This window comes from Pseudomonas syringae group sp. J254-4 (genome assembly GCF_032586855.1).
GTDB classification, from domain to species: Bacteria; Pseudomonadota; Gammaproteobacteria; order Pseudomonadales; family Pseudomonadaceae; genus Aquipseudomonas; species Aquipseudomonas amygdali.
On sequence record NZ_JAWHOO010000011.1, the window covers coordinates 23,963 to 39,735 of the forward strand.

At 56.9% G+C, this 15,773-nt stretch carries 13 protein-coding genes; 5 read left to right on the forward strand and 8 right to left on the reverse strand.

The window, feature by feature from the left end; all coding sequences use genetic code 11:
• Nucleotides 1–53: 53 nt before the first annotated feature.
• On the forward strand, nucleotides 54–833 hold the full coding sequence (locus RYB09_RS14655; RefSeq protein ID WP_058401471.1) for a TSUP family transporter: 780 nt from the start codon (nucleotides 54–56) through the stop codon (nucleotides 831–833).
• On the opposite strand, the gene nudC is transcribed toward RYB09_RS14655, so the two are convergent.
• On the reverse strand, nucleotides 801–1,637 hold the full coding sequence (gene nudC, locus RYB09_RS14660; RefSeq protein ID WP_058407466.1) for an NAD(+) diphosphatase: 837 nt from the start codon (nucleotides 1,635–1,637) through the stop codon (nucleotides 801–803). The two genes, RYB09_RS14655 and nudC, sit on opposite strands and share 33 nt — an antisense overlap.
• A 39-nt stretch (nucleotides 1,638–1,676) precedes the next feature.
• On the reverse strand, nucleotides 1,677–2,489 hold the full coding sequence (locus RYB09_RS14665; protein WP_316889061.1) for a crotonase/enoyl-CoA hydratase family protein: 813 nt from the start codon (nucleotides 2,487–2,489) through the stop codon (nucleotides 1,677–1,679).
• Nucleotides 2,490–2,709: 220 nt separating this feature from the next.
• Between RYB09_RS14665 and RYB09_RS14670 the strand changes: the two genes are divergently transcribed.
• On the forward strand, nucleotides 2,710–4,194 hold the full coding sequence (locus tag RYB09_RS14670; RefSeq protein ID WP_316889063.1) for an ATPase domain-containing protein: 1,485 nt from the start codon (nucleotides 2,710–2,712) through the stop codon (nucleotides 4,192–4,194).
• A complete protein-coding gene (locus RYB09_RS14675; RefSeq protein ID WP_058407467.1) occupies nucleotides 4,191–6,221 on the forward strand; it encodes a response regulator in 2,031 nt (676 codons plus the stop codon). The genes RYB09_RS14670 and RYB09_RS14675 overlap by 4 nt, the downstream gene beginning before the upstream one ends.
• A 69-nt stretch (nucleotides 6,222–6,290) precedes the next feature.
• On the opposite strand, the gene RYB09_RS14680 is transcribed toward RYB09_RS14675, so the two are convergent.
• From RYB09_RS14680 to RYB09_RS14700, 5 genes are all read right to left on the reverse strand, one after another.
• Nucleotides 6,291–6,668 (reverse strand): response regulator, encoded by a 378-nt coding sequence (locus tag RYB09_RS14680; RefSeq protein ID WP_054986020.1) that lies wholly within the window; start codon nucleotides 6,666–6,668, stop codon nucleotides 6,291–6,293.
• Nucleotides 6,669–6,812: 144 nt separating this feature from the next.
• Nucleotides 6,813–7,994: a hybrid sensor histidine kinase/response regulator gene (locus RYB09_RS14685; RefSeq protein WP_058401466.1), complete on the reverse strand. Its 1,182-nt coding sequence runs from the start codon at nucleotides 7,992–7,994 to the stop codon at nucleotides 6,813–6,815.
• A complete protein-coding gene (locus tag RYB09_RS14690; protein WP_002553642.1) occupies nucleotides 7,988–8,602 on the reverse strand; it encodes a chemotaxis protein CheB in 615 nt (204 codons plus the stop codon). The genes RYB09_RS14685 and RYB09_RS14690 overlap by 7 nt, the downstream gene beginning before the upstream one ends.
• Nucleotides 8,599–9,420 (reverse strand): CheR family methyltransferase, encoded by an 822-nt coding sequence (locus RYB09_RS14695; RefSeq protein ID WP_058401465.1) that lies wholly within the window; start codon nucleotides 9,418–9,420, stop codon nucleotides 8,599–8,601. The genes RYB09_RS14690 and RYB09_RS14695 overlap by 4 nt, the downstream gene beginning before the upstream one ends.
• Before the next feature lie 49 nt (nucleotides 9,421–9,469).
• Complete coding sequence (locus RYB09_RS14700; protein ID WP_230018543.1) at nucleotides 9,470–12,982, reverse strand: response regulator; 3,513 nt, start codon at nucleotides 12,980–12,982, stop codon at nucleotides 9,470–9,472.
• A gap of 333 nt (nucleotides 12,983–13,315) precedes the next feature.
• On the opposite strand from RYB09_RS14700, the gene RYB09_RS14705 reads away from it, so the two are divergent.
• Together RYB09_RS14705 and RYB09_RS14710 are read left to right on the forward strand one after the other, a co-directional pair.
• Nucleotides 13,316–13,675: a response regulator gene (locus RYB09_RS14705; protein WP_058401463.1), complete on the forward strand. Its 360-nt coding sequence runs from the start codon at nucleotides 13,316–13,318 to the stop codon at nucleotides 13,673–13,675.
• A complete protein-coding gene (locus tag RYB09_RS14710) occupies nucleotides 13,668–15,002 on the forward strand; it encodes a glycosyltransferase family 4 protein (RefSeq protein WP_316889070.1) in 1,335 nt (444 codons plus the stop codon). Before RYB09_RS14705 ends, RYB09_RS14710 begins: the two co-directional genes overlap by 8 nt.
• Here the strand turns inward: RYB09_RS14710 and cobF are convergent.
• Nucleotides 14,999–15,757, reverse strand: coding sequence for a precorrin-6A synthase (deacetylating) (gene cobF / locus RYB09_RS14715; protein WP_316889072.1), 759 nt, complete (start codon nucleotides 15,755–15,757; stop codon nucleotides 14,999–15,001). The genes RYB09_RS14710 and cobF overlap by 4 nt on opposite strands.
• Nucleotides 15,758–15,773 lie beyond the last annotated feature (16 nt).

Here is a 15,773-nt window from a genome sequence, read left to right on the forward strand (position 1 = left end):
TTCAGGCAGCCATTCTGCCCCCTCCCGCCTCTCCTATAAGCACGCTTGCCACCATGCCTTTTGAACTCAGCGTCGACCTGACCACCCTCGCCATTCTTGCTGTCGTTGCGTTCATCGCGGGTTTTATAGACGCCATCGCCGGTGGCGGCGGACTGCTTACCACACCCGCCCTGATGACGGCCGGTCTGCCACCGCATCTGGTGCTGGGCACCAACAAGCTCAGTTCTACGTTCGGTTCGGCAACCGCCAGTTTCACGTTCTATCGCCGCAAACTGTTTCACCCCAGGCAGTGGATACACGCAGTGGTTGGCACCGCGGTGGGTGCCGCAGTTGGCGCGGTCATTGCTCATTACCTGCCCGCCGAATGGCTGAACCAGATGTTGCCGGTCATTGTCTTCGGTTGCGGGCTGTACTTGCTGTTTGGCGGCACGCCCAAGGCACCATTGGACAGCAACGCGCCGATCAAAAAGAAATGGCAACTGCCACAAGGGCTGGGGCTGGGCTTCTATGACGGTGTTGCAGGGCCGGGTACCGGTGCCTTCTGGACGGTCAGCACGCTGCTGCTCTACCCGGTGGATCTGGTCAAGGCCAGCGGTGTGGCACGCAGCATGAATTTCGTCAGCAATGCCGTGGCACTTTCGGTGTTCATATTTTCCGGCCAGGTGGACTACATCATCGGCCTGAGCATGGGCCTTGCGGTAATGCTGGGTGCCTACTTCGGCGCAGGCACTGCAATCAAGGGCGGTGCCAAGTTCATCCGCCCTGTGTTCATCACCGTGGTATTGGGCCTGACCGTGCGCCTAGCCTGGCAGCACTGGTTCGGGGGCGCCTGAGCGCTCGGCCAGATACGCCTCGATAAGATAGCGGGCGATAGAGCGGTTGGCCGGTAACGGCGGCAAGTCATCGACATGAAACCAGCGTGCGTCTTCGATTTCTTCCACCTGGGGCACTATGTCACCGCTGTCATATTCGGCATGGAAGCCAAGCATCATCGAATGCGGAAACGGCCAGCACTGGCTGCCCATGTATTTCAGGTTCTTGATGCGCACCTGCACTTCTTCCATCACTTCGCGGTGCACGCAGTCTTCGGCAGACTCGCCCGGCTCTACAAACCCGGCCAGCGCGCTGTACATGCCGCTGACAAAACGTGGTGAGCGGGCCAGCAGTATTTCATCACCCCGCGTAACCAGCACAATCATGCTCGGGGAAATACGCGGGTACAGACGCAGGTTGTCGTGCTCGCAGAACATCGCCCGCTCTCCACGGATCTGCACCGTCGCACGACCACAGGCCCCGCAAAAGCGATGTTCTCTGGCCCAGGTGCTGACTTGCGCGGCGTAGCCGAGCATCTGGAAGACCGCAAAATCACCTTCCAGCATGAACTGACGCAAGCCTTGCCACGAACAGCCCTCGACCGCAACCGAGCGTTCAAGCACCAGCAGGTAGACAGGCTCACCCTCAAAATAGCCGATGCCGTGCTCGCTCTGCACTGGCAAATCCAGCCCCGCCAGCCAGCCTCTGGGGAACATGACCCCGTTGCTATCCAGCAAAAACCCCTGATCGCTCTGGACCACAGCCAAACCACCATCGGCCTCGACATCCAGAACTGCAGTTGTCCAACGCTCCGGGCGCGCCATGGAAAAACTCCTTTGCTCAGAATCGAGCTCTATCATGAATCAATTATCGAAGACCGGCTTGTGCTTGTTCATCTGCGCAACCATCGCCAGCTTCAGGTCAGGTGATTGCAGCATGGCTGCGTTCCAGATGGCAACGTGTTCCAGGCCGTCCTCCACTCGGTGATCGCGCATGTAGCTGATCATTTGCTTGGTGCCTTCAATGGCGATGGGTGATTTTCCGGCTATCTCCCCGGCCACCGCGAAGACGCCCTGCAACAGACCTTCCAGGTCATCGAAGGTGCGATTGACCAGACCGATCCTCTGCGCCTCTTCAGCACCGACAGTACGCCCGGTATAAGCCATTTCGCGCAGCACGCCATCGCCGATGATCCGCGGCAGACGTTGCAGGGTGCCTACATCCGCCGCCATGCCCATGTCGATCTCGCGAATGGCAAACTGGACGTCGGCGGAGGCGTAACGCATGTCACAGGCCGAAATCAGGTCGATGGCACCGCCCAGGCAATAGCCTTGAATGGCAGCCAGAACCGGCTTCCGGCAATTGGCCACTGCAGTGAACGAAGCCTGCATGTCGCGGATCTTGCGCCTCAACAGCCGGGCATTGCGACCTGGATCCTTGCCCATCTGGTTGGCAACCGAAGCCAGCAATGCCAGATCGATACCCGAGGAAAAATGTTTACCCGCGCCACTCAGTACCACTACCCGTACTTCATCATTGCGCTCGATCCAGTCGAATATGCCGATTATTTCGGTCCAGAACGCCTCGCTCATTGCATTGAGCTTTTCGGGCCGGTTGATCTGTACGTGAGCAATGCTGTCAGCCAGCTCGACCCGGAAACTTTGATAATCGGTCACGACGTGATCCTCAGGGCATGTTGAGTGTTCAGGCGCTGGACTATAACAACAGCTGCGTAATCATCGTAACCGGGCTTAAGTGACATTTGCCGGACCGTCCGCCAGCCACTCTTCTATATTCACTGTACCCGCTACCGTTAAATAGTGTGAACGGTCAGAATGCCGGGAGGTCCAGTAATCAGTGATAGCAAAACCTATATGGGTTATTAGAGGGCGATACTTGAATACGTCAAAAGCGGCAACCGGTATTGAAGGTCTGGATGACATCCTTGCGGGTGGTCTTTCACGCAGTCATGTTTTTCTCCTTGAAGGAGAACCCGGAACCGGCAAGACAACCGTGGCACTGCAGTTCCTGCAGGCAGGCGCAGCAGCGGGTGAAATATCGCTGTACATCACCCTGTCGGAGACTGAAAGCGAGCTACGCTCGGGTGCTGCCTCACATGGCTGGGAGCTTGACGAGCAAATCAATATCTTCGAGCTGACGCCGCCTGAAAGCCTGCTTGATGCGGACCACCATCAAAGCCTGCTGTACTCCTCGGATCTGGAGCTGGGCGAAGCGACGCGGCAGATATTCGAGGTTGTCGAGCGGGTCAAACCCTCTCGCGTGGTGATCGACAGCCTCTCGGAAATTCGTCTTCTGGCGCAAAGTTCATTGCGCTACAGACGCCAGATTCTGGCGATCAAACATTACTTCACGCGTTATAACGCGACGGTATTGCTGCTCGATGACCTGACCACCGAAGCGCTGGATAAAACCGTACACAGTGTCGCCCACGGGGTTATCCGTCTCGAAGCGCTGACACCTACCTATGGTGCCGAGCGCAGACGGTTGAAGATCGTCAAATACCGCGGCCAGAAGTACCGCGGCGGTTTCCACGACTTCAACATCGCCGAGAACGGCATCCATGTATTCCCACGCCTGGTAGCGGCCGAACACCGTACCAATTACGCCCGCACTCAGGTCAGCAGTGGCATCACGGAGCTGGACGATCTGCTGGGCGGCGGTATTGAAGGCGGCTCCAGCACGCTGATTCTAGGCCCTGCCGGGACCGGAAAATCGCTCATTTCGCTGGTTTTCGCGGTGCAGGCAGTGGCACGTGGCGAGCGCGTGGGGCTGTTCATATTCGACGAAGAAATGGGCCTGCTGTTCGAACGCATGCTCAAGCTCGGCATTGACCTGCGGGCGCTTCAGGAGACCGGCAATCTGGTGGTCGAGCAGATCGACGCGGCAGAGCTTTCTCCTGGCGAATTTGCGCATCGCGTAAGGCGTGCAGTGGACCGCAAGCAGATAAAAACGGTGATCATCGACAGCATCAATGGTTATCAGGCGGCAATGCCGGAAGAGAGCGCGCTGGTTCTGCACATGCATGAGCTTCTGCTCTACCTCAACCGCCAGGGTGCGTCGACCTTCATGACCGTTGCACAACACGGGCTGGTCGGCGACATGCGCTCACCGGTCGACATAACCTACCTTGCCGACAGCGTTATTCTGTTGCGTTACTTCGAAGCCTTGGGTCAGGTGCGTCGCGCGATATCCATCATCAAGAAGCGCACGGGCACTCACGAGTCCACTATTCGTGAATACCGCATCAGTGCCAGCGGTCTGAAGATCGGTGAGCCGCTTGAAGCCTTTCAGGGCGTACTGCGCGGAGTGCCTTCATACTTTGGCGACAAGAAACCGCTGCTTGAGGATGACGACCTGTGAGTATTCCAGGACTGTTGTCGGAGCGCGCAATCATTCTGGCGCCGAGAGGTCGAGACAGTCAGATCGCTATGCGGATCCTCGATGAGGCCGGCTACCTGGCAACGGTGGCCCAGGACTTGTTCGAACTGGTCAAAGAGTTGAGCGCGGGCGCAGGCCTGGCAATCATCGCCGATGAGGCGTTGCGTAATAGTGACATTAAACCGCTGCTGGACCTCATCGGTCGCCAGCCGGCGTGGTCGGATCTGCCTATCGTCCTGATGACTCATCATGGTGGCCCGGATCATAATCCGTCTGCACGGATGGGTAATCTGCTGGGCAATGTGACCTTTCTCGAGCGCCCCTTTCATCCTGTGACACTGGTCAGCCTGGTCGTCACGGCTGTGCGCGGTCGCAGGCGTCAGTATGAAGCGCGGGCACGCATGGAGGACCTGCACGAAAGTGAAGGCCGTCTGCAGAATGCGCTGAAGGCCGGCAGGCTGGGCTCGTGGTTGCTGGAAGCGGAATACCTCAAACTGACTTGTTCGGATATTACTAAAAGTCATTATGGCCGCAACGAGCAGGACACGTTCAATTACGAAGACTGGCTCGCCGCTGTGTATTTCGAAGATCAGCCCAGAATGCAGTCGGCGCTTCAGCGCAGCCTGGACACCGGTGTCGATCTGATCATCGAATACCGCAACGTCTGGCCGGATGGCTCACTCAGTTGGGTCGATGTGCGCGCTCGCGCCATTCGCGGCAAGAACGGTCTGGTCAGCTCTCTGGCGGGTGTGACCTCGGACATCACCGAGCGCAAGCAAGCCGAGTCGCAATTGCGACGCCTCAATGAAACACTCGAGCAACAGGTTGAAGAACGCACCTCGCAGTTACGCCATAAGGAAGACATTCTTCGTCAGTCACAGAAAATGGAAGCAGTCGGCCAATTGACCGGCGGCATTGCTCATGACTTCAACAACATGCTGACCGGTATCATCGGCAGCCTGGAATTAATAAGAAGACGGTTGGCGCGGGGCAATATCGAGGACCTCAACAGCCTGATCGACCTGGGTGTGACCTCGGCGAACCGTGCAGCTGCACTTACCCACCGCCTGCTGGCATTCTCGCGGCGCCAGTCACTGGACTCCAAGCCGGTGGAGATGAACCGTCTGGTCAATGCCATGGACGAATTGCTGCAGCGCAGTGTCAACGAAAGCATACATTTGCAACTGCGCATGGCCAGCGATCTGTGGACCGCAGAAGCGGACCCAAACCAACTGGAGAGCGCCCTGCTCAACCTGGTGCTCAATGCCCGCGATGCAATGCCCGACGGCGGCACGCTGGTGGTCGAGACCTTCAATCAGCAGTTGGACAGGTCGTTTACCAATGCCCATGAGAACTTGCTGCCCGGTGATTACGTGGTGCTGAGCGTCAGTGACAATGGCTGCGGCATGCCGGAAACAGTGATCAGCCGTGCGTTTGACCCGTTCTTTACCACCAAGCCTATCGGTCAGGGCACCGGCCTTGGCCTGTCAATGATCTATGGTTTCAGCAAACAGTCGCATGGTCATGTTTCAATCAAGAGTGAAGTAGGCCAGGGCACCACGGTACAGCTGTTCCTGCCGCGCTTTAAGGGGCTTGCAGATGAAGCCGAGCAGAGTTTCCAGAGCAATGCCGTTTACGCCGAAAATGGCGAAACCGTGCTGATCGTCGAAGACGACCCGGCTGTCCGGACGCTGGTCAGTGAGGTACTGAGCGAGTTGGGTTACACCTTCATCGAGGCCGGCGAAGCACTGGACGCCGTGCCGATACTGGAATCAGGCCAGCGTATTGATCTGCTGATCAGCGATGTAGGGCTGCCGGGCATGAATGGCCGGCAGCTTGCAGAAATCGCCAGGCAGCTGCGACCGGAACTCAAAGTGTTGTTCATCACCGGTTATGCAGAGCATGCCGCCGTCCGCGGAGGCTTTCTGGATAACGGTATGCAACTGATTACCAAACCCTTTGCGTTCGACCACCTGACCTCGAAAGTGCGGGAAATGATAGAAGCCTGAGAAACGCTCAGGCTGTGCATGACTCCGACCTGTAAGACGGCCTGCTCACTCGACGGTTAAAGCGCGTTGTCAGGCCAGCAGTTCCTGAATACGCGAATGCAGCGTTTCCATGGTGAACGGTTTGGCGAGAATGGGTGCCTTCAGCGCAATCGGGCTGCCCGAATCGAGTATTTCCGCCGGATAGCCGCTGATGAAGATCACTTTCAACTCCGGTCGAAGCATCACCGCAGGCTCGGCAATCTGTACACCCGAGATACCACCCGGCAGCCGATAATCGGTGATCATCAGGTCAAGGTGGGGTTTGGTCGCCAGAATCTCGAAAGCCTGCTCGCCATTCTCGGCTTTCAGGACACGATAACCCTCTCCAGACAGATAATCGGCCAGAAGCATCAGGATCAGGGGTTCGTCTTCGACGATTAGTACGACGTTTTCTGCATCAGCGCTCATTGAACTGCCTTTGATCTTATAAATAGCTGCCATTACGACCACGGCATGCATGGGAGGTTGCGCCGATGTGTGATTAAACTTGATCGCCAGTGGCTATCATCTACATCGCCAGCGGCTTTCACCTGTATCGACAGCAGCTGTCATCTATAAAGGCAGGCAGATACGAAAGACCGAACCCTTGCCCTCTTCGCTCTCTACCTCGATACGACCGCCGTGAGCCATGACGATCTGATCGGAAATGAACAGCCCCAGGCCAAGCCCGGCAACAGCATGGCTACTCGAAACCCGCTCGAATTGCTGAAAGATGCGCTTCTGGTTTTCAGCCGTGATACCGATGCCCTGATCCCGAACCTCAATGAAGGCCTCACTCTCCCTGCTGTACACATGCACTTCAATCGGTTTGCGCGCACCGTAGCGCAGTGCATTGGTCAACAGATTGGCAACCACTTGCTCGATACGGAACTCGTCCCAGACACCGATCACCGGCTCGTCGGCAAACCGGGTGATCGTCGAATCGGCGGCGGCGATCTGTGCGGCAAAACTTTCCAGCAACTGACTGACCAGTTCGCTCAAGTCAAACGGGCTCGGCCTGATCGACAACTTGCCGGTGCGAATTCTGGAGACATCGAGCATGTCTTCGATCAGGCGGATAAGGCTCTGAATCTGCCGCTCGTCGCGGTCGACCATTGCCCGCAGCTTTTCCATGGTGAACGCCGACGCGTTGTCCTTGGCCAGGTGCAGCTTGCGCAGCTGGGTCTCCAGAATCAGACCGTTGAGCGGCGTACGCACCTCGTGGGAAACGATGGACATGAAGTCATCACGCATACGGATCGCGTGCTCCAGTTCGCCCTGGGTCGACTGCAGACGCTTGAGCAAGGCTTCCTGCTCCTGACGACTGCGCTCCAGCTCTTCGACCTGCAGTTTCATGGCCTTGCGCTGCCGGTACAGATCAACGAAAACATTGACCTTGCTCTTTACCGCATGGATATCCAGCGGCTTGTGCAGGAAGTCCACGGCACCGCTTTCATAGCCCTTGAAAGCATAATTGAGCTCGCGACCGGCAGCACTGACGAAAACGATCGGTATGCTCTTGGTTTTCTCGGTGCTGCGCATCATCTCGGCCAGCTCGAACCCGTTCATCCCAGGCATCTGGACGTCGAGGATGGCCAGCGCGAATTCATGCTGCAACAGCAGAGACAACGCTTCGTCCGCCGAGAGTGCCTTGTAGACGAGTCGATCACCGCGCTTGATCAGCGCCTCGAGGGCCAGCAGGTTTTCCGGCAAATCATCAACGATAAGCAGTTTTGCCTGAATTTCACTTAACATGCGGTTCGTTCCAACTCGACCAGCAAGCGGCCAATATCGTTCAGGGAAAGAAGGTAATCCGGCGAGTGTAACGCCAGGCCCGCCTCGGGCATGGTCGACGCCTGGGCCTGCGAGGGGTCTTGAATCACCGTGAAACCACCATACTTCTTGATCTGCAGCAAACCTTGTGCGCCGTCATTATTGGCGCCGGTCAACAATACGCCAGCCAGTCGCGGACCGTAGGCATCCGCGGCCGAACCGAACAGAATGTCGATACTGGGCCTTGAGTAAAACACCCTGTCTTCCTGACTCAATGACAGTGAAAAGTCAGACTCCACCGAGACGTGGTAACCCGCTGGCGCAACGTACAAAGTGCCCGGCACGATATCTTCCTTGTCATCGGCTTCCTTGACCGGGATAGCCAAGCGATTCTGAAATACATGGGCCAACTGGCTGCGCCGGTCATCCGGCAAATGCAACACCATCAATATAGGCAGACTGAAACCTGGCCGCAGGTTTCTGAATATTTTCAGCAGGGCCTCTACACCACCCGCTGACGCGCCTACGACAATAGCATCGACCACGGGCAACGGGCCGCAGGACAGGTCATCGTCAAAGGTGGTTCTCATAATTTCCGGTAAATCCGCTCGGGTTTCACCAGCGTCTCGAACGCCCCGCCGTACGCAGAGAAATCCAGGGTTTCCTTACTGCCCAGCGCCAGAAAGCCGCGATGACACAGCGAGTCATGAAACAACCCGAACGCCCGGTCCTGAAGTTTTTTGTTGAAGTAAATCAGCACGTTACGACAGGAAATAAATTGCGTTTCGGAGAATACACTATCTGTGGCCAGACTGTGATCGGCAAAAGTGACGTTCTCGCACAGTGTCTTGTCGAAGATCGCGTAATCGTAGGCGGACGTGTAGTAATCGGCGAAATTGCGCTGCCCTCCCGAGTTACGGTAGTTCTCGGTATAAGTGCGCAGGTTATCCATGGAAAAGATGCCCTGCTTGGCCTTTTCCAAAGAGCTGGGATTGATGTCGGTCGCATAAATGATGGTCCGCTCCAGCAGCCCCTCTTCGCGCAATAGAATCGCCGTGGAATAAACCTCCTCACCCGTACTGCAACCGGCAATCCACACCTTGATCGACGGGTAAGTGCGCAGCACCGGCACGACCTCGTTGCGGATCGCCAGAAAGTGCGAAGGGTCACGGAACATCTCACTCACCGGGATGGTGAGAATCTGCAACAGTTGCATGAACACTGCCGGGTCGTGAAGCACCCGCTCCTGCAGGGCCGAGATGGTCGCGCAATCGAACTGGCGCAACGCATGGATCACGCGGCGCTTGATTGACGCACCGGAATAGTCGCGAAAATCGTAGCTGTACTGGAGGTAGATCGCCTCTATCAGCAGGCGCAGCTCGATCTCGATGCTTCGATCAAGGTGCATGATGCCATCCGTTTTTGCGCTCCGGAAAGCGCAAACATTGAGCCCTCATTCAAATGCGCTCCATCTTTGGCAGCCAGACGCGAATCAGTGAGAACAGTCGATCCAGGTCGATGGGCTTGGCCAGGTAATCGTTGGAACCTGCCTGCAGACAACGCTCCTGATCATCTTTCATGGCCTTGGCAGTAACGGCGATGATCGGCAGCTTGCGCCAGCGCGGGTCTTTGCGGATCTCGATGGTCGCTTCGTAACCGTCCATTTCAGGCATCATCACGTCCATCAGGACCAGGTCGATGTCGTCGACCTCATTGAGCTTTGCAATCGCTTCAAGACCATTGCGGGCAATTTCCACCACTGCACCCTTGTGCTCCAGAGCGCTGGTCAGGGCGAAGATGTTACGAACGTCGTCATCGACCACGAGGATCTTGCGCGCTTCAAAGACCTTGTCACGGCTGCGCGCGGTTTTGAGCATCTTTTGCCGCTCGTTGGAGAGTTGCGACTCGACCTTGTGCAGGAACAGCGTGACCTCGTCCAGCAGGCGCTCAGGCGAGCGTGCGCCCTTGATGATGATAGAGCGCGAATATTTCATCAGCTCGGCTTCTTCATCACGGGTCATGTTGCGCCCGGTATAGACAATCACCGGCGGAAAGGCGCAGATGTCTTCCGTGGACATGCGTTTGAGCAATTCATTGCCGAGCATGTCCGGCAGTTTCAAGTCGATGATCATGCAGTCGTAGACATTATCGCGCAGCAGGTCCAGTGCCTCCTGGGCAAAACCTACCGCAGTGATTTCAATATCATCGTCGCCGATCAGGCGTGCAATACTGTCACGTTGCAGCGCATCGTCTTCGACCAGCAGGATGCGCTTGACCTTCTGGGTCAGCTTGGCTTCCAGCTTGGCGAACACATCCTTGAGCTCTTCACGGGTGGTCGGCTTGACGGCGTAGCCAATGGCCCCCATGTGCAGCGCAGCTTCCTGGCGATCCTCGACAGAAATCACATGCACCGGGATGTGTCGGGTAGGTGCCAGCTCCTTGAGACGCTGCAGCACGGTCAGGCCCGAGTGATCCGGCAGGCGCATGTCCAGCAGGATCGCGTCCGGCGTATAACGTGATGCCAGGTTGAAGCCCTCATCCGCGGCATGCGCGACCAGACAGTCGTAACCCAGTTCATGGGCCAGATCGAAGAGGATCTGAGCGAAGCGCACTTCATCTTCGATGACCAGAATGCAGCGCCGCTGGAACGGTGCCTTGTCACGATCATCGGCGAACACAGCCACAGGTGTTTCCACCGGCAGCGGGGCCGACTGCTGGATGACCGGCGCGGCAGGAACCGGCAACGGTGGCGCGGGAGGCGCGAGTACAACCGCAGACTCACTGCCTGGCTCCTGAGAGCCTTGCTCGACATAGCTTTCCGGCAACACCAGACTGAAAATACTGCCCTGCCCTGGCGCGCTGGTGACACTGATGGACCCGCCCAGCAATGCCGCCAGATCACGGGAAATCGACAACCCCAGCCCGGTACCGCCATAACGCCGGTTGGTGGTGCCATCTGCCTGACGGAATGCCTCGAAAATACCCTGCTGATGCTCCTCGGCGATGCCGATGCCCGAGTCGCGCACGATAAACACGATGCCTGCGCCCGGCTGGCGCGAAACGACCATGCTGACAGCGCCCGCCTCGGTGAATTTGATTGCATTGGACAGCAGGTTCTTGAGGATCTGCTCGAGACGCTGGCGATCCGTGAACAGCATGGTTGGCGCGCCTGCCTGGATGTCGACCGTGAACGCCAGCTTCTTCTCGGCGGCCAGCGGCTGGAACATGCTGCGCAGGCCTTCGACAAGGCGAGATACGCTGCTGTTTTCCGGGCGCATTTCGAGCTTGCCAGCTTCAACTTTGGAAATATCCAGAATGTCGTTGATCAGGTTCAACAGATCATTACCCGCCGAATAGATCGACTCGGCAAACTTGACCTGTTCGGCGGTCAGGTTTTCGCCCGGGTTTTCGGCCAGCAGTTTGGCCAGGATCAACGAACTATTGAGCGGCGTACGCAGCTCGTGGGACATATTGGCGAGGAACTCGGACTTGTACTTGCTGGCGCGCTGCAGTTCGTCTGCCCGCGCTTGCAACTCGGCCTGAGCAATATTCAGTTCTTCATTGTTGCGATCCAGTGCATCACGCTGATCGGCCAGCGCCTGACTTTGATCAGCCAGTTGCTCGTTGGTCTGTTCCAGCTCGGCCTGCTGAGTTTCCAGATGTGCCTGAGACTCCTTGAGAATACGCGACTGCTCTTCCAGCTCTTCGTTGGCCGTGCGTAATTCTTCCTGCTGTACCTGCAATTCTTCGTTGAGTTGCTGGGTCTCGGCCAGCACCTCTTGCAGACGCTGGCGATAACGGGCCGCTTCGATCGAGGTGCCGATGTTGTCCGCAATCAGTTCAAGAAACTCTACATCCTGCTCGGTAAGCGGGCGCAAAAAGCCCAGTTCGATCACCCCGTTGACCTGATCGTCATTGCTGGTCGGCACCACTACTATGCTGCGCGGCGAGCCTTCACCCAGACCGGAAGCCACTTTGAAGTAGTTTTCGGGCAGTTCATCCAGCGTGATGATCCGGTCCTGTTGTGCGGCCTGCCCGACAATGCCTTCATCACTGTGAATGGTCTGATCCTGCTGCTCCTGTTCGCGAGAGAAGCCGTAGGAGGCAGCACGCGTCAAGCCGCCGTGATCCTGGCGAATGTAGACAGCCGCCACCGACGCGCCCAGATACTGAGTCAGAAACTGAAGGATGTTTCGACCCAACATATTGAGTGTCAACTGCCCGAGTACCTGTTCGGCCAGTTCGCTCTGACCGTTGCGCAGCCAGGCGACTTTCTGCAGACGCTCGGCATTGATTTCCTGCAGCCTGAGGTTTTCACTGTAGGTGGCCGAAAGCGAGAGCAAATCCCGTCGCCCGATATACGCCAGGATAGCGCTGACAATGACCACGAATATCAGATACAGGCTGACGGAAAGAATGGTACTGCGCGTGACCTCTGCGTTGCGGGTCAAGCGAAGTTGCTGCTCCATTTCGACAGCCTGATCGTACTCGGTGCGGATCTGATCAGTAATTCGTTTGCCGCGTCCGGCCAGCACGGCGGTTTGATAGTCGCCGTTGTTGCGCCGTAGATTGATCATCTCCTGAGCAAACGCATTCCACTCCTGTTGCATCGTGGACAGACGCCTGAAGCGGTCTTGTTGCGTCGGGTTGTCTTCGACCAGACCCTTGAGCCCTTCCAGCTCGGCAACCAGCAAGGGTTTGGCGATTTCATAGGGGTCAAGAAAATGCTGATCACCGGTTAGCAGAAAACCGCGCATGCCGGTTTCCATGTCTATCGACAGTTTCATCGAGCGGTTGGTGTTATTGATCACCCGGTCAGTGTGCTCGACCCACTGTATGGCCGTGAGCAGATAACTGATCAGCAAAATGAAGAAAACGGCGCTCAGTACCCCCACACCCAATGGCAAGCCGACGTTACGCCCCAGCAGTTTTCGAAAGCGTTGCTCATCGACAACAGACGTCCGATTCATGAAATATCCCTGACGAGTGGATCAAAACCGTAGAGTTTGCCGCAAAGCCACGAAAAACACTCTTATTTCTGACATAGAGGATTGAAATTTCACACATAAATCGGCGATAAGCTCACCCACATATCGCGTTCATGACGTAAAGCCGTCAATCACCCTCACAATTCGCAGTATTTGAACGTTGATTGAACTTCCACCCGGTTTTTATTTACTGATACAAGGACTGTATTAACAGTGGGCAGGCCGCCGCTCGGTTACTCTGAGCTGCCGGGAAAGGATGCATGGCATTCCATGCTGTCTGCGCGATCACCATTTTTCAGGTTTAAGGAGTCAACAATGCCGGACACAGCCCGCACCATTCTCGTGGTCGAAGACGACGCCATTGTGCGCATGCTGATTGTCGATGTGCTCGAAGAGCTGGAATACAAGGTACTGGAAGCCGAGGACGCCACTTCAGCCCTGACTTTTGTTGCTGACGACGCCAGGCACATCGACCTGTTGATGACTGATCAGGGGTTGCCCGACATGAAGGGCACCGCACTGGCCAAAAAGGTCATCGAACTGCGGCCTCAATTGCCGGTACTGTTCGCCAGCGGTTACTCCGAAAACATTGAGGTGCCGCCAGGCATGCACTCGATCGGCAAGCCTTTTTCCATCGACCAGTTGCGTGACAAGGTAAAAAGCATCCTTGACTGATATCAAAACTGTTGTCAGTCACACCGACACGCACGCCAGTACACGCGTACTGATCATCGGCTACGTATGGCCAGAGCCACGCTCTTCGGCAGCCAGCGGGCACATGATGCAACTGATTCAATGTTTCCTCGAGCAGGACTGGCAGATTACCTTCGCCAGCCCTGCCACTGAAGGTGAGCATCGGGCCGATCTGGTCAGCCTGGGCATCAAGGAAGTACGCATCGCGCTCAACGACAGCAGTTTTGACCTGTTTGTCAGCGAATTGCAGCCCGATGTCGTTGTTTTTGATCAGTTCATGATTGAAGAGCAGTTTGGCTGGCGCGTCGAGCAGCAATGCCCCGACGCTCTGCGCATTCTGGAAACGTCGGATTTCCAGAGCCTGCGCCATGCACGCCATCAGATCCTGAAGGACTCGCTGAACAGTGATTCGGCGGCTGATCCGGGGGATATTTATGACGCCTCAACGCCTCGGCTTTTCAAGCAGATAGCTTCCAGCGAGCTGGCGCAGCGCGAGGTCGCATCGTTGTATCGCTGCGACCTGAACCTGATGACATCTGACGTTGAAATGGCATTGCTGACCGGTTCCTTTGGGCTGCCCGCCTCGCTGCTGCACTGGTGTCCGCTGATGATTGACGGCGTTCCCGACAGCTTTCGGCCTTTTGCAGAGCGCGCGCACTTCCTCAGCATCGGCAATTTCCGTCACGCCCCCAACTGGGACGCGGTGTTATGGATGAAAACCGCGATCTGGCCGCTTATCCGCCAGCAATTGCCTGAAGCGCAGCTGCATATCTACGGTGCCTACACGCCACCCAAGGCGACCGCGCTGCACAATGGCGCTCAAGGGTTTCATGTGAAGCACTGGGCCGAAGACGCGCTGCAGGTCATGTCATCTGCACGTATTTGTCTTGCGCCGTTGCGTTTCGGTGCCGGCATAAAGGGCAAACTGATGGATGCCATGCTCTGCGGCACTCCGTCAATCACCACTGCGATTGGCGCAGAAGCCATGAGCGGCGGGCTGCCGTGGCCTGGCGTCATTGCCGATAACCCGAAAGACATCGCTGATGCGGCGGTCAGACTTTATAAAGACCAGAACCGCTGGCTAGAGGCGCAGAGCGCCGGGCTGGCGTTGCTGCAGGCGCGTTACCAGCATCGGCAACACTGCACGAGCCTGATCGAGCGTATTCAGACCCTTCGTAACCAGTTGCCCGAGCATCGTCTGGCGAACTTCACCGGCGCCATGCTTCGCCATCATCACCACAAGAGCACCAAGTACATGGCGCAGTGGATCGAAGCCAAGAACCGTAACAAGGCTGAAGATACGGTCTAAGCTGGTTTGCGCAGCAGATAGGTATCCATGATCCACCCCCTGCGGTCGCGCGCTTCGGCGCGCAACAGCTTGATCTGCTCGCACACGTCATCGAGCCTGCCAGACACCAGTATCTCGTCCGCGGTGCCCAGATAAGCACCCCAATAGATATCCAGCCCCTGCCCGAGGTAACGCTCGAATGTGCACTGTGCGTCCAGCATCACCACGACATTGCTGTGCTGCTCAAGCGCAGCCGTCGCCAGGCGTCGCCCTGTGGTGATGTGAATCGACTCACCAATGCGATTGAGCGGTATCCGGTGTTGCGCCACCAGGCTCTGAACACTGGTGATGCCTGGAATTACCTGATACTCGAATGTTTCCCTGCCGCGCGCCAATACGCGATCAAGGATGCGCATGGTGCTGTCATACAGTGACGGATCGCCCCAGACCAGAAACGCGCCGACCTGATCTGCGCCAAGCTCATCGGTCAACAGCCGTTCGAACAATGCAGCGCGCTGCTCGTGCCAACTCTCGATACCCCGCTCGTAGACGTCAGGGTCGCCTTCGCGCCGTGGGTCCTGAACCTGTACCAGACGGTAGCCCTGATGAGTGATATGGCGCTGGCAAAGCTCTTTGCGCAGACGCAGCAACTCATCGTCGACATAGCCCTTGTCGAGGATGAAGATCACATCGGCACGGTTCAGCGCAGCAATGGCCTGCAAGGTGATCTGCTCGGGATCACCGGCCCCCATGCCGATCAGCAGGATCTGTTTCATCGGATAACCACTCCAC

Coding starts and splice junctions, on each gene's coding strand:
- RYB09_RS14655 (WP_058401471.1), top strand. CDS start 54: ATGCCTTTTGAACTCAGCGTCGACCTGACCACCCTCGCCATTCTTGCT.
- nudC (WP_058407466.1), bottom strand. CDS start 1,637: ATGGCGCGCCCGGAGCGTTGGACAACTGCAGTTCTGGATGTCGAGGCC.
- RYB09_RS14680 (WP_054986020.1), bottom strand. CDS start 6,668: ATGAGCGCTGATGCAGAAAACGTCGTACTAATCGTCGAAGACGAACCC.
- RYB09_RS14685 (WP_058401466.1), bottom strand. CDS start 7,994: ATGTTAAGTGAAATTCAGGCAAAACTGCTTATCGTTGATGATTTGCCG.
- RYB09_RS14690 (WP_002553642.1), bottom strand. CDS start 8,602: ATGAGAACCACCTTTGACGATGACCTGTCCTGCGGCCCGTTGCCCGTG.
- RYB09_RS14695 (WP_058401465.1), bottom strand. CDS start 9,420: ATGCACCTTGATCGAAGCATCGAGATCGAGCTGCGCCTGCTGATAGAG.
- RYB09_RS14700 (WP_230018543.1), bottom strand. CDS start 12,982: ATGAATCGGACGTCTGTTGTCGATGAGCAACGCTTTCGAAAACTGCTG.
- RYB09_RS14705 (WP_058401463.1), top strand. CDS start 13,316: ATGCCGGACACAGCCCGCACCATTCTCGTGGTCGAAGACGACGCCATT.
- cobF (WP_316889072.1), bottom strand. CDS start 15,757: ATGAAACAGATCCTGCTGATCGGCATGGGGGCCGGTGATCCCGAGCAG.